Origin of the sequence: Bacillus sp. SB49, from assembly GCF_000469135.2 — a bacterium.
In the GTDB taxonomy this organism is placed as follows: domain Bacteria; phylum Bacillota; class Bacilli; order Bacillales; family Halobacillaceae; genus Halobacillus.
On sequence record NZ_CP048117.1, the window covers coordinates 2297676 to 2310573 of the forward strand.

Here is a 12898-nt window from a genome sequence, read left to right on the forward strand (position 1 = left end):
TTGTTCAGCTACTACTTTCCTTCAACGCAAAACGATATTTTGTATTCAAATCATACTCTACTGACTGATGTCTGTCAAATAACATCAGGAGAACTGATCAAGCTGTCTGAGGAACTTTTTTGATTTCAAAAAATAACCGCCGTATCGTTCGTAATAATCATCCATCAACTGCCTGAGCAGTTTCTTATTTTCTTCCTTCATCGTGATGGTACCCAAACGCTTGACATCCATATGTAGAAATACACGCAACAGCTTCGGCAGCGGTTCCGGCAGTCCATAGGCTTCCGGATCGCGCCCTTTACAACGAAAGCACAAGACGCCTCCTTCCACGATGGAGAAAGAGAACGGTCCTTCCTGACTGCCGCAGTGAATACACTGATCCACGACCGGAGCAAAGCCCGCTTTCTTGAACATCTTCAGTTCGTACATCATCGAAAGGATGTTCGGATCCTTGCCTTCGTTCATCCAGGACAGTGTCTGCAGGAGCTGTTCAAAAAGAAAAGGATCCGGCTGTTTTTCTTCCATGAGTTTGTCCGTCAATTCAGCAATATAAGAAGCGTACGCTGTTTTAACGATATCTTCGCGGATCGATCGCAGCGAAGAGAGCATTTCGCCCTGACTCATAGAACCTAATCCGGACCCCGAATGAATGAGGTACATCCCATGGATGAAAGGCTGCGTCACCGATGACATCCGGCTTTTCGGCTTTTTAGCCCCGCGCGCCATCACAGCAATTTTACCTTTTTCTCTAGTCATCAGGGTTACGACCTTATGAGTCTCCCCGTAATCGTTCGTCCGGATGACCAAGCCTTCCACTTTGTCTAACAAATGGCTCACCTGCTTCGTTAGTGTCTCCACTCATCTGTTGATAAAAATTCAGGAGAAGAAGCATGTTTCTCTTCAGACTGTTGATCTTGAGACTCCAACTCTTTCATTAACAAATACGTCTCCACGCTTCCAGTCATACTGAAAACATTCCATGAAAGTTTGTCGCGCACAAGAAACACCGCCTTTCATATCATTGTTAAACAAATACACAATATTAGAATGCGTTCTTCTCCTTGAAACCATAAGGCTTAATTTTTTCCAAGTATCAATATTCGTCTTCCCGATAGCCGAAATCGCTGAGCTGGATCTGCTTGTTGCGCCAGTCTTTCTGCACCTTGACCCAAAGCTCCAGGAACACCTTACTGCCAAGCAGCGCTTCAATATCCTTCCGGGCACGCTTTCCGACTTCCTTCAACATACTGCCCTGCTTGCCGATGATGATGCCTTTCTGTGATTTCCGCTCTACAATGATGGCAGCCTGGATATAAACGGCATTAGAGTTTTTCCGCTTTTCAATTCCCTCGATAACCACCGCGATGGAGTGCGGAACTTCCTCTCTTGTCAGATGCAGTACTTTTTCCCTGATGAATTCACTGATAACAAAGCGCTCCGGGTGATCGGTGATTTGATCTTCCGGATAAAACTGAGGACCTTCCGGAAGATGATTCTTCAGGACGGAGACAAGGTGGTTCACATTGTTTCCCTCAAGGGCGGAAATAGGAATGATTTCTTCAAAGTCGAACATTCCTTTATACTGCTCAATTAAAGGGAGCAATTCATCCGGATGCACCTTATCAATCTTATTGATGATCAGAAATACCGGTTGGTCGACGCGTTGGAGACGATCAATGATGAATTGGTCTCCCCGGCCGTATCCTTCCTCCGCATTGATCATAAACAAGACGGCATCCACTTCATTCAGCGTATTCTCAGCAACATTGACCATATAGTCCCCGAGGCGGTGCTTCGGCTTATGGATACCGGGTGTATCAATAAATATCATTTGTGCTTCTTTATCTGTATAGACCCCTTGAATTTTGTTTCTCGTTGTTTGCGGCTTATCACTCATAATTGCGATTTTTTCCCCGATGACGCGGTTCATAAATGTCGATTTCCCGACATTCGGACGACCTACGATCGTGATGAAACCGGACTTGAAATTGTCTGTCATAGCTGTTCCTCCAATAATTACTTAAACGTTACTCTCTATATTCTACTATACATTGCCCATACTTTCATGAAGTTAGAGCAACGGAATGAGTTTCGGCAGGAAAATGATCAATCCGATCACGATCGATCCGGCGCTCGCGACGAGCACCGCACCTGCCGCTATATCTTTAACTTCCCCCACCGCAGGATGCCGCTCTGGAGCTAGATGATCCAGGATCCGTTCAATCGCGGAGTTCACCATCTCCAGTGTCATTACAAGAGCGATGATCCCCACAACAACCGCCCATTCCAAAGCGGAAATCGAGAGCACAGCACCCGCGATACATACGATGGAAGCGACGGAGAGATGGATTCGAAAGTTTCGCTCAGAGTTTATGACACGAACAAGACCGTGCCAAGCATATCGAAATCCAATTCCCCGTTTCTTTTTACGACCTTTCGAGTCCGAACTCATGGAGGATTTCCTCTTGACGGCCAAACATCTTCTTCTCATCCTCAGTATTCATATGGTCATATCCCAGGAGATGCAGGAAACCGTGCAAAGCAAGGAAACCGAGCTCTCTTTCAAGGGAATGCCCATATTCTTCCGCCTGCATCTTCGCTGTATCAACAGAAATAATGATGTCTCCGAGAATCATCGGCATATTCTCATCCAGCACGTTCACTTCTTCTTCTCCTTCTCCCAATTCCTGCATAGCGAAGGAAATCACATCCGTCGGTGTATCTTTTTGTCGGTAATTTCGGTTAATCTCCTGAATTTCTTTATCATCCACGAAACTAACAGACACTTCTGCTTCCGCTTCAATTCCCTCTTTCTCTCCTGCAAAACTAATGATGCGGTGGATCAAGTCAACGAACGCTTCGTCGACGGAATTCGTTTCATCATGAAAATCAATGGTAATCATTATTTAGCCTCCCTGACTAATTGTTTCGTATCCGGATATTCAATTCTTGAATGGTAGATCCCTTGAAGCGTCTCACATATGGCATATTCCAACTTCTTAAGGTCATTAAACGTCAAATGGCTGTCGTCTAACTGCCCATCAAGCAAGCGGCTTTCCATAATGGAGCGGACGATGGAGCGAATTTTATCTGCTGTCGGATGGTCCAAAGAACGAACAGCAGCCTCAACGGAATCGCAGATATTGATAATCGCAGCTTCTTTTGTTTGAGGTTTGGGCCCCGGGTAACGGAACTCTTCCTCCTTCACGCTCTCTCTACGTTCCTGTGCCTTATGGAAGAAATATTTGAGCAGAGTCGTTCCGTGATGCTGTTCCGCAATTGCAATAATCTCGGGCGGAAAGTTTTCCTTTTCCAGCATGGCCGCTCCTGCATAAGGGTGATCGATAATGATTTCGGCACTCTCTTCCGGTTCCATATAATCATGAGGGTTCTTCATCCCCATTTGATTCTCGATAAAAAAGTGCGGTTTTACCGTTTTTCCTAAATCATGATAATAAGCAGCTACTCTTGCCAAAAGTCCGTTGGCACCAATAGACTCGCATGCCGCTTCACTTAAGTTAGCGACCATAACACTGTGATGGTACGTCCCGGGTGCTTCTATCAATATTTTCCGCAGGACCGGGTGATTGGGACTTGCCAAGGCTAACAGTTTCTGGTCGGACAGTATACCGAAACCTGTCTCGAAGAAAGGAAGGAGACCAAGGGTAAGAACCGCCGCAATCATGGCAGCAGCAAAGCCGTACCCGCAATAAAGGAGCACTTCCGACCAGGTGTATTTCTCAAAAGAAATGAATAGGAAGAACAAGATGGTACATATATTGGTGATAGCAACACCGGCACTCGCCTTCACGATGGACAACCTTTCTTTCTTCCTTGTAAGAAAGAAGATACCGGCCAACTGGGATAAGAGCAGGTACATACCGGCAGCAGCATTCAGCGTACCGGACAATTGTCCGTTGAACAATACACAGCCCATAAGCGCATAGAGGATCGCCATAACAAGAGCCAGTCTCTCCCGACAAAGGACTTTGATCAACACCGCCCCTGTCGCTGCCGGAACTAAATAAAAGATAGGCTGATCCATACTATCATAAAGACTGATCATCTTCATCAAAAAAACCATAAAGATGGATATGAGCGCCGTAATCGCCAGATGACTTAGTGAAAGGCCGTAATGATGCACAGCACGAAAACTTTCCATATACATAATCGTCCCCAAAAGAAGCGCAAAACATGCCAGTCCCAAAAACGGCAAAAGGTTTCTCTGCTCTTTCAACACACCCGTTAAACGAAGGTCTTCGTAAATATCATTGGTAATGGTTGACCCTTTTTGGACCAGCACCTCCCCTGCACGGATCATGATGGGTTCGACCTGGGAGGCTGCTGACTTAATTGCTTCTTCCGTCCTCCTCGGATCGTAAAGCGAATTTTCCACGAGCCCAAACGCTGCAATGTCGGAAACCACTTGCTTTAAAGAAGCAGGCACGCTGGAGTATTCTGCTTTGAGATGAATGTTCCGCTCGGCATCCGGCAGATCTTCCGCACGGATTCCATCTTCTAAAGCAGTATGTACGGAGGGGATAAGAAATTGTTTCGCCGTTTCCCTTTCCTCTTTGTCTGCCTGTAGCAGCGGCAGAAAAATCTCCGTCGGAAGCTCTGAAGTAATTTCATCAGAAAGAAGAGCCTGCACTTTCCTAAGCTGCTCTTCCTTCCCAGCGGCATCGTCTCCTTCAGCGCCCGTTTCTTCCACTACATCAAAAATTTCTTCGATCATGGATATCCGCTCTTCCGTTATATCCTCAGAAACCGTGTAGCGGTCATCTACCGCTCTCGTGACTTCCCTTATCTGCTGGTCCGTTTTCTGTTCGTTTTCGATCGTAATCGGGGACCGGATCGTCTCCGGGGCCGTTCCGTATTTCTCCAAATTATAGGTCTGAGTCTGTATGTTCGGTATCGCCAGTATAAAGAAAAAGGCTGCAACGACCAAGGCCAACAATCCGATGATCGGCTTCGATGTACGCCATTCGCCCTTAAAGAATCTTTCACGCATCCTATCGAACATCACGCCACTCCCTTACATAATTTTCCTTGCAGAACAGAAAATAAGACCCTTTTCTCAGGGCCTTATTTGTCTTCCCTTTCGTACGCATCTATGATCCGTTGAACGAGCGGGTGTCTGACTACATCGGATTGCTCCAGGTGGATGAATGCCGAGCCTTTCACTTTCCCTAAGCGTTCTTCCGCCACTCTTAGTCCGGACTTCACGCCTTTAGGAAGATCGACTTGGGTGATATCACCCGTTATGATCATCTTGGATCCGAATCCTAGTCGAGTCAAAAACATTTTCATTTGTTCAGGTGTCGTGTTCTGTGCTTCATCCAAAATTGCGAAAGCGTCATCCAGAGTCCGCCCGCGCATGTAGGCCAGAGGGGCAATTTCAATCGTTCCTCTATCAATGAGCCTCGCCGTGTGCTCGGCACCGAACACATCGTGCAGGGAGTCGTATAGCGGACGAAGATACGGGTCTACCTTTTCCTTCAGGTCTCCAGGCAGGAAACCTAAACTTTCGCCTGCTTCAACCGCTGGCCTTGTCAGGACAATCCGTTTAACATCTCCGTTCTTCAGTGCATTTACCGCCATGACGACAGCCAAATACGTCTTACCTGTTCCCGCAGGCCCGATACCGAAGACTAGGTCGTTCTTCTTAATAGCAGCAATATAATTCCGCTGCCCGAGCGTCTTAACACGGATCGACTTACCTTTGGCGTTTTTGGTGATCTCATCTTCATATAATGCTTCAAATTGATTTATTTTCCCTTTTTTAGCAAGTTCCACCGCGTAGACAATATCACGTTCTGTTACAGTCAGTCCCTTTCTGATAATAGCGAGTACACTCATCAGGATGTCCTCTACCATCTTCACATGCTCAGCCGGGCCGGACACACGTACTTTCTCCCCACGGGTGATGATCGTCACTTTCAACTGCTCTTCAATCTGTTTTAAATTGCGGTCTTCTGTACCGAACAGAGCTAATGCTTCTGTCGTATTATCTAATTGAATGTCCATGTTCTTCAAGTCTTCTGGCATACTCAATCTCCTTGGCTTAAATACTTTGTGACTGCAATATTTTCATGTACTTTATACAATAGGATTAATTTTACTTTACCATGCTCCTCACCCAGGTGCAAAACTTTTTCCTCCTTGATTTCTGCATCTTTAGGGATCTCCTGCTGCAAGCTTCGTCTTCCCGATGCAAGACCCAGTTTCTCTAACTCATCCCTTGAGGACGCATATGCTTTCGGGTCAATAGAATAGTGATCCGTCGTCTTCATTCCAAACGGACTTTCCCAACCGAACAAGTCCCAGCCATCCCTGTGGTTCTCTTCTCGAAAATTTCCGTCCTCCCCTTTCCACCATCCCCAGAAGGGAACTTCCCACTCCCCAAGGCGGAAGTGATACTCCGACTCCACTTGACCGTCTGTAAGCGTCAGCACCTGTTTCATAGGCAGGTTCTGCTCCACTTTATACCATGTCTCTGCAATTACTTCCCCGTCCGAATGAATGACAGTTTCTTTGTCTTCTACAAGTTTTCCGGTCGCCAGCACTTGTCCTTTTTTAACGACGTCGTACACGGAAACAAGTGGACGGCCTTTCTTAATAAACGTCTCCACTATCATCCCTTTCTTTGCAGCAACCAGGTTTGAGGGACGGTTGTCCATTTTCGTATCATAGCGAGTTTTCTCCACACCATAAAGGTGATAACTCGTCCCCTGCTTCTTGACCCCTATCCAAAGCAGATCAGGTACATCATCAAGCAGCTTCTGCTGAATCTCGATCGGATCACTCATCCCGATGGTCAACTTACCCGGCTTGATTCCATAATCCTTCAAATGTGTCTCCACATCCGCTTCTAATTCCGGCGTCAGCCCGTCCACTTTGATGGACCAAAGGGTGTTAGCGAGGAGAAATATGACGACGACTGCAGCAAGGAAGGCGAAGACTAAATACAACCGCCCCAGCATTTGATTAATAAAAAACGGCAGCCCGTTTCCACCTTTAATAGATATTTTACATCGATACTTTTTCCGTAATTGACGAAGTATCTGCCAGTCTTTCAACCGGATCGTAAGGAGGACCTTCCCCTCCTCCGTGCGCTTCATATCCGATATATGGCACCCGCGTTTAACACACGCCTGCAGAAACGGCTCCATTAATGCCCCCTGAACTTCCACCATCATCCTGCCATGAAAAAAGTCACGCTGGTTCCTCAAGTTTTCACCCCCCCGGCCGAGTCAGGCAAGAATTCCACCGACTGCAGTTCTCCTTCCAGTAGCAGCTCTTCCTTCAACATCATTTTCACGCCAAGGTCCTTACCTAAAATGCGAACCTGCCCCTTTTTATATTGAATCCTGATCTCATGATCCGAGAAATGCAGGAGGCCTGTATGATTCTCTATGTACAAATGAATCGAGCCGATCGTCGTGATCCTTGGCAAATCCAGCATGACATCAGAAGGTAAATCAAAGTAACGACCGATCCATGTACGGATATGCTGCTGCCATTTTGACATGCGCCCGCCCTCCTCTCTCTTTATTTATACGAAAAACGCACGAATTGTATCACTACAATTCGTGCGTTTCGGTTATCTTTTTCGCGGATGAGAGGAATGGGGCTTGTGTGCCCGGGGAGGACCAAGCACCTCCGCCATCAAAATTCCTTCCGCAAGCTTCTTTTTATTCCAGCTCTTCGGATTTGCAACACTAACTTCTCTGCGCCCTGTTCCTGCTGACTGCGCAGAAGTTACTTCCACCTGGGGGCCGGGACCGGACGACCGTCGCTCCGACCCGCGCATTCTCTCTCTGGATTGCTGCACTTCATTCAAGCGCTGCTGTTTCTCTTCATAGTAACGCTTCAGACGATCTTCTCCACTCGTCTTGTCTGCTTCCACCTTCTGTTCCGGCACCTTCTCAGGAGCCGGGCTGGAAGACGGCATCGGCCGGGCTGGTTTATCTGCCTGCTGCTCTTTCTTCCCTGCTCCACTGAAAAAGCTGATGATTCCACCGATGATTGCAGCGACGACGAGGAAGTTACTGAATATCAGATCAAGAAGATCTCCCATATCCATTCTCCTTTTCGTCCATCATTGGATTATTTATCTTCACCTTCGGAATCTTCGTCAGATCCTTTGCCGAGTGTATTCCTCATATCTGTGTCGGCATTGATATTCTGATAGTTCATATAATCCATCACACCCATTTTTCCTGAACGGAGAGCCGCAGCAAGGGCTTGTGGAACTTCCGCCTCTGCTTCAACAACCTTCGCCTGCATTTCTTGAACACGGGCGCGCATTTCTTGTTCCTGGGCAATTGCCATAGCGCGGCGTTCTTCCGCTTTCGCCTGGGCAATGTTTTTATCTGCTTCCGCCTGATCGGTTTGAAGGATGGCACCGATGTTCTTCCCGATATCAATGTCTGCAATATCAATCGATAGAATTTCAAATGCAGTCCCCGCGTCCAACCCTTTGCCTAAAACATTCTGCGAAATACGATCCGGATTCTCCAGCACTTGACCATGACTGGAGCTGGAACCGATAGTAGAGACGATACCTTCACCTACACGGGCAATAACGGTATCTTCCCCTGCACCACCGACGAGGCGGTCGATGTTGGCACGCACAGTAATCCGCGCCTTCGCTTTCACTTCAATCCCATCCATCGCTACACCGGCGATAAACGGCGTTTCAATAACTTTAGGGTTAACACTCATCTGCACAGCTTCCAGTACATCACGGCCGGCAAGATCAATGGCCGCACAACGCTCGAAGCTTAGTTCGATATTTGCACGCTGCGCTGCAATCAAGGCATTAACAACGCGGTCTACGTTACCTCCCGCCAAGTAGTGACTCTCCAACTGGTTTGTATCGACGTTTACCCCCGCTTTGTGGGCCTTGATCAACGGGTTAATGACTCTGGATGGAATAACCCTTCTCAAACGCATACCTACCAGTGTAAAGATATTGATCTTCACTCCCGCAGCCAAGGCACTGATCCACAGCATAACGGGTATAAACGTGAACAGAACTGCTAATACGATAATAATGATACCGATGATAATTAACGGCATTAATTCCTGAAGTGTCAAAATACTTCCTCCTCTTATTCGTCTGTTTTTAAGGCCCTGACAACTATTCTGGACCCTTCTGTCTTCACAACTTTCACTTTTTCTCCTATTCCGATGAAACCGCCTTCTGTGACTACATCAAGCCTTTCTCCATCAAAATCAGCGGTTCCGGATGGGCGAAGCGGGGTGATGGCGCTTCCTTCCAAACCTATAAGCTCCAGCCTGCTTACCGACGACACGTATCCTTTATCACTGGAGGTGGAGTCATTTAAAATAATGTGGCGGAAAAATCCCTTTTCGAGTCCGATCGTCTTGAAAAGAATGACGGACACGATAATGGTAACAATCAGAGCTATTCCGATACTCATCGCCATGTGCCCCATATCCGCGGAGGACATCATAAGGGCGGCGACAATAGCTACAACCCCAATCACCCCGGCTATCCCTCCCGGAAGGAACAACTCCGCTATCACCAGGCCTACACCAAGAATCAACAGAATGATCGCCTCATATCCCGCAAGTCCTGCGACAATATGTCCGTAGAAGAACAGGACGAGTGCCAACGCTCCCATAATTCCAGGTATACCGAAACCAGGTGAATAAAGCTCCACTACAAGCCCTATACTTGCGATTGAAAGCAAGATCGGAATGACGACAGGATCCGTTAAAAATCTGGCCACGTTCTCTGAAAGCGTTGGGTTCTCTTCAACTATCTCTGCATCCGATAAACCAAGCGCACTCAACAGTTCATTACGATCTTCTACGATTCCTTCTGCATAACCGACTTCCTCTGCTTCTTTCGGACCTAACGTGAGGAATTCTCCTTCCGGCGCACCATAGTCGGGGAGGTCTACATTACTATCCGCCATGGCTCTTGCGTACTGTGGATCTCTTCCATTCGCTTCAGCGGCTGCCACCATAGCTGAAATCCAGGCAGACTGTGCTTTTTTGTCGGCCGCTGTCCCATCAGAATTGATTACTCCGGAAGCTCCCATCGTCGCCTGTGGTTTCATGTATATAGTATCTGCATTCAATGCTATATAAGAACCGGCTGAATACGCTCTGCTTGTGACAAATGCTGTGTTGGGAATGTCGAGATCCTGAAAGATCTCGCCGATGTCACCGGCCGCATCTACCCTTCCGCCGGGAGTATCAATTTCAAAAATGATGTGGTCGACACCGTTTTCCTCGGCATCAGACGTTACCCTTTCAAGAAAGGCCGCCATTCCCCTTTCCACCGTATCCCTTACAGGAACGATATATACAGTCTCTCCTTCACCATCTGCTTGAGTTATGATATCTCCAGGACTGATTGCTAAGTATAAGGCGAAGATAAGGATTGCCGCATAGAGCGAAACGCGAACCGATTTCTTCATTCCTCCATCACCTCCCTCCAGATAGTTTTCCCATCGTACCATTCCTATACGAACGAATGCGGTTTCAGGTTTCAAAAATATAAAAAGGCCTCTCTTACTTAATAAGAGAGGCCTTTATATTGTTTAAGATAATTGCTGAAGAACGAGTTTATTGACCTTGGTTCCGTCGGCCTTGCCCTTAACTTTAGGCATGACGGCGCTCATGACTTTACCCATGTCACTCTTGGAAGCAGCTCCTACTTCCGCAATCGCTTCATCAACGATTTGCTTGAGTTCTTCATCTGTCAGCTGTTTCGGCATATATACTTGTAAAATCTCAAGTTCACGTTCGAGTCCTTCTACAAGATCTTCACGTCCAGCTTCTCTGAATTCATGGAGGGAATCATTTCTCTGTTTTACCTCACGGGTTAAAACAGTCAATTCTTCTTCTTCAGATAATGAGTCTTTCCCCAGTTTAATCGCTTCATTCTGCATAGAAGCTCTGACCATGCGGATCGTTGACAAACGTTCCTTGTCACGTGCCTTCATGGCCGTTTTCATATCCTGGGCTAGACGGTCTGTAATAGTCATCTCTTCAACACCCTCTACAATTACTTACGCTTTCTAGCCGCCTCAGACTTTTTCTTACGGCGTACGCTAGGCTTATCGTAATATTCACGCTTACGATATTCCGCTAATGTACCACTTTTTGATACATCACGCTTAAAGCGACGAAGAGCATCTTCAAGAGACTCGTTTTTACGAACGCGAGTTGTTTTTGACATGCTAATTTCCCTCCCTCCGAAGCAAACAAAACTGTTTCTCTTGTATGGGAACCCCCCATACCTTTGACAATTATATTATAAGGAGCACATATGGTCAACTTTTTTTGCGGAATAACCGATCTTTATTACCGTTTTCTTCCACGTTAACCAGCTGCTAATCCTTGATTAGTAATCAGAGGTACCCTGTCCTCCATTAATGATGGAAATCCCGGCACTTGCACCGATCCGGGTCGCACCCGCTTCAATCATCGCTTTTGCTCCATCATAGTCGCGGACACCGCCGGATGCTTTGACACCCATTTCCGGGCCTACGGTTTTGCGCATCAGGCTGATATCTTCAACCGTTGCACCGCCGCCGGAGAAACCTGTTGATGTTTTAACATAATCAGCCTCTGCTGCTTTGGCAAGTTTGCATGCCGTTACTTTTTCTTCGTCTGTAAGAAGAGATGTTTCAATAATAACTTTTACAAGAGCTTGATCTTTGGCAGCGTTAACGACAGCTTCGATATCTTCCTGTACAAGAGCACTGTTCCCTGATTTAAGCTCTCCGATGTTAATAACCATGTCCACTTCTGTAGCACCGTTCTCGATTGCCTGCTTCGTTTCAAAAGCTTTCGTTTCTTTCGAAGTGGCTCCAAGCGGGAAACCAATAACGGTACAAACCTTCACATCTGTATCCTTCAACAGACTATAGCAATACTCGACCCAGTGTGGGTTTACACAAACAGAAGCGAAATGGTTCTCTTTCGCTTCTTCACAAATCTGAGTGATTTTTTCTTTTGGTGTATCCGGCTTCAGTTGCGTGTGGTCTATCATTTTAGCTAAGTTTTGTTCCATGGATGATTCGTCCTTTCACGGTTTAGTTGTTCGTACATCTTATTGTAGCACAGCATGAAAGCGATTCAAATATAAAAACCGCACACTTATTCCTGTTCCTCGAACAGAAAAGAAATACTGGACAAGAAGTAAAGAGGGGCTGTCTCCATACGAAGGATCCGGGGTCCTAAGCGGATAGATAAAAATCCATCCCCATCCAGCGTCTGCACTTCCTGGTCAGAAAAGCCGCCCTCGGGACCAAAGACCACGAGAACCTTCTCTCCCGGAGATGCTTCTGCCAATCGTGTGTGCAGTGCATACGAACTTCCTCTTCTTGCCTCGTCTGCGTATGCAAAAAAGCACCGGTCGAAAGCTTTTTTTCTGGTTCTTAATTCTGATAATGATACGGGTGGATAAATGTCAGGGACGTGAGACCGCTCTGACTGCTCCGCCGCTTCCTTAGCGATTTTCTCGAGCCTGTTGATTTTTTTATCCACTTTTTTATTCTCCCATTTCGCGACACAACGCTCCGCTTTAAACGGGATGAAGGCATGGGCACCGAGCTCCGTTCCTTTCTGAACAACTTGCTCAAGCTTGTCGCCTTTGCCGATTGCGGACACGATCGTCACCTGTACCGGAAGTTCCCTGTCTTCCTTCCGCCATTCACCAAACTTACATACAACGGTGTCCTCCGATATATCCGTAATTTTACAAAGAGCCGGTCCCTTATCGGGATGGATGGCTATGATTTCATCACCGGTTCCCATTCTCATCACACGCGTTATATGATGTACGTCATTACCAACTATGGTGATATGGCTATCCCGCCACTGTTCTCGATCAATGAAATATCGCTGCATC

16 protein-coding genes are annotated in these 12898 nt (G+C 46.8%); all 16 read right to left on the reverse strand.

Annotated features, from left to right (window positions below; genetic code table 11):
• Positions 1–84: 84 nt before the first annotated feature.
• Complete coding sequence (gene recO / locus M662_RS12095; protein WP_008638260.1) at positions 85–828, reverse strand: DNA repair protein RecO; 744 nt, start codon at positions 826–828, stop codon at positions 85–87.
• 17 nt (positions 829–845) lie between these two features.
• A complete protein-coding gene (locus M662_RS12100; RefSeq protein WP_008638267.1) occupies positions 846–998 on the reverse strand; it encodes a YqzL family protein in 153 nt (50 codons plus the stop codon).
• Positions 999–1093: 95 nt separating this feature from the next.
• Complete coding sequence (gene era, locus M662_RS12105) at positions 1094–1999, reverse strand: GTPase Era (RefSeq protein WP_008638268.1); 906 nt, start codon at positions 1997–1999, stop codon at positions 1094–1096.
• 72 nt (positions 2000–2071) lie between these two features.
• Positions 2072–2452, reverse strand: a complete 381-nt coding sequence (locus tag M662_RS12110; RefSeq protein ID WP_008638269.1) for a diacylglycerol kinase family protein — start codon at positions 2450–2452, stop codon at positions 2072–2074.
• Positions 2427–2906 carry an rRNA maturation RNase YbeY gene (gene ybeY / locus M662_RS12115; RefSeq protein ID WP_026577199.1) on the reverse strand — a complete coding sequence of 160 codons (480 nt, stop codon included), beginning with the start codon at positions 2904–2906 and terminating at the stop codon, positions 2427–2429. The genes M662_RS12110 and ybeY overlap by 26 nt, the downstream gene beginning before the upstream one ends.
• Positions 2903–5023, reverse strand: coding sequence for an HD family phosphohydrolase (locus M662_RS12120; protein WP_008638271.1), 2121 nt, complete (start codon positions 5021–5023; stop codon positions 2903–2905). Before M662_RS12120 ends, ybeY begins: the two co-directional genes overlap by 4 nt.
• A gap of 62 nt (positions 5024–5085) precedes the next feature.
• The gene (locus M662_RS12125) at positions 5086–6048 is read right to left on the reverse strand and encodes a PhoH family protein (RefSeq protein ID WP_008638272.1); all 963 of its coding nucleotides are present in this window, start codon (positions 6046–6048) and stop codon (positions 5086–5088) included.
• A 2-nt stretch (positions 6049–6050) separates the two neighbouring features.
• Positions 6051–7232 (reverse strand): sporulation protein YqfD, encoded by a 1182-nt coding sequence (gene yqfD, locus M662_RS12130; RefSeq protein ID WP_008638273.1) that lies wholly within the window; start codon positions 7230–7232, stop codon positions 6051–6053.
• Entirely contained in the window at positions 7229–7531 is a 303-nt protein-coding gene (gene yqfC, locus M662_RS12135) for a sporulation protein YqfC (RefSeq protein ID WP_008638275.1), read from the reverse strand. Before yqfC ends, yqfD begins: the two co-directional genes overlap by 4 nt.
• A 72-nt stretch (positions 7532–7603) precedes the next feature.
• A complete protein-coding gene (locus M662_RS12140; RefSeq protein ID WP_008638277.1) occupies positions 7604–8080 on the reverse strand; it encodes a hypothetical protein in 477 nt (158 codons plus the stop codon).
• Between the two features lie 29 nt (positions 8081–8109).
• Positions 8110–9084 (reverse strand): flotillin-like protein FloA, encoded by a 975-nt coding sequence (floA, locus tag M662_RS12145; protein WP_062514134.1) that lies wholly within the window; start codon positions 9082–9084, stop codon positions 8110–8112.
• 32 nt (positions 9085–9116) lie between these two features.
• Positions 9117–10457 (reverse strand): NfeD family protein, encoded by a 1341-nt coding sequence (locus tag M662_RS12150; protein ID WP_008638281.1) that lies wholly within the window; start codon positions 10455–10457, stop codon positions 9117–9119.
• Between the two features lie 123 nt (positions 10458–10580).
• On the reverse strand, positions 10581–11027 hold the full coding sequence (locus M662_RS12155; protein ID WP_008638282.1) for a GatB/YqeY domain-containing protein: 447 nt from the start codon (positions 11025–11027) through the stop codon (positions 10581–10583).
• Positions 11028–11047: 20 nt separating this feature from the next.
• Positions 11048–11221 (reverse strand): 30S ribosomal protein S21, encoded by a 174-nt coding sequence (gene rpsU / locus M662_RS12160; RefSeq protein ID WP_008638284.1) that lies wholly within the window; start codon positions 11219–11221, stop codon positions 11048–11050.
• Between the two features lie 165 nt (positions 11222–11386).
• A complete protein-coding gene (deoC, locus tag M662_RS12165) occupies positions 11387–12058 on the reverse strand; it encodes a deoxyribose-phosphate aldolase (protein WP_008638285.1) in 672 nt (223 codons plus the stop codon).
• A gap of 86 nt (positions 12059–12144) precedes the next feature.
• Positions 12145–12897, reverse strand: a complete 753-nt coding sequence (locus M662_RS12170; RefSeq protein WP_008638287.1) for a 16S rRNA (uracil(1498)-N(3))-methyltransferase — start codon at positions 12895–12897, stop codon at positions 12145–12147.
• Position 12898: the final 1 nt, after the last annotated feature.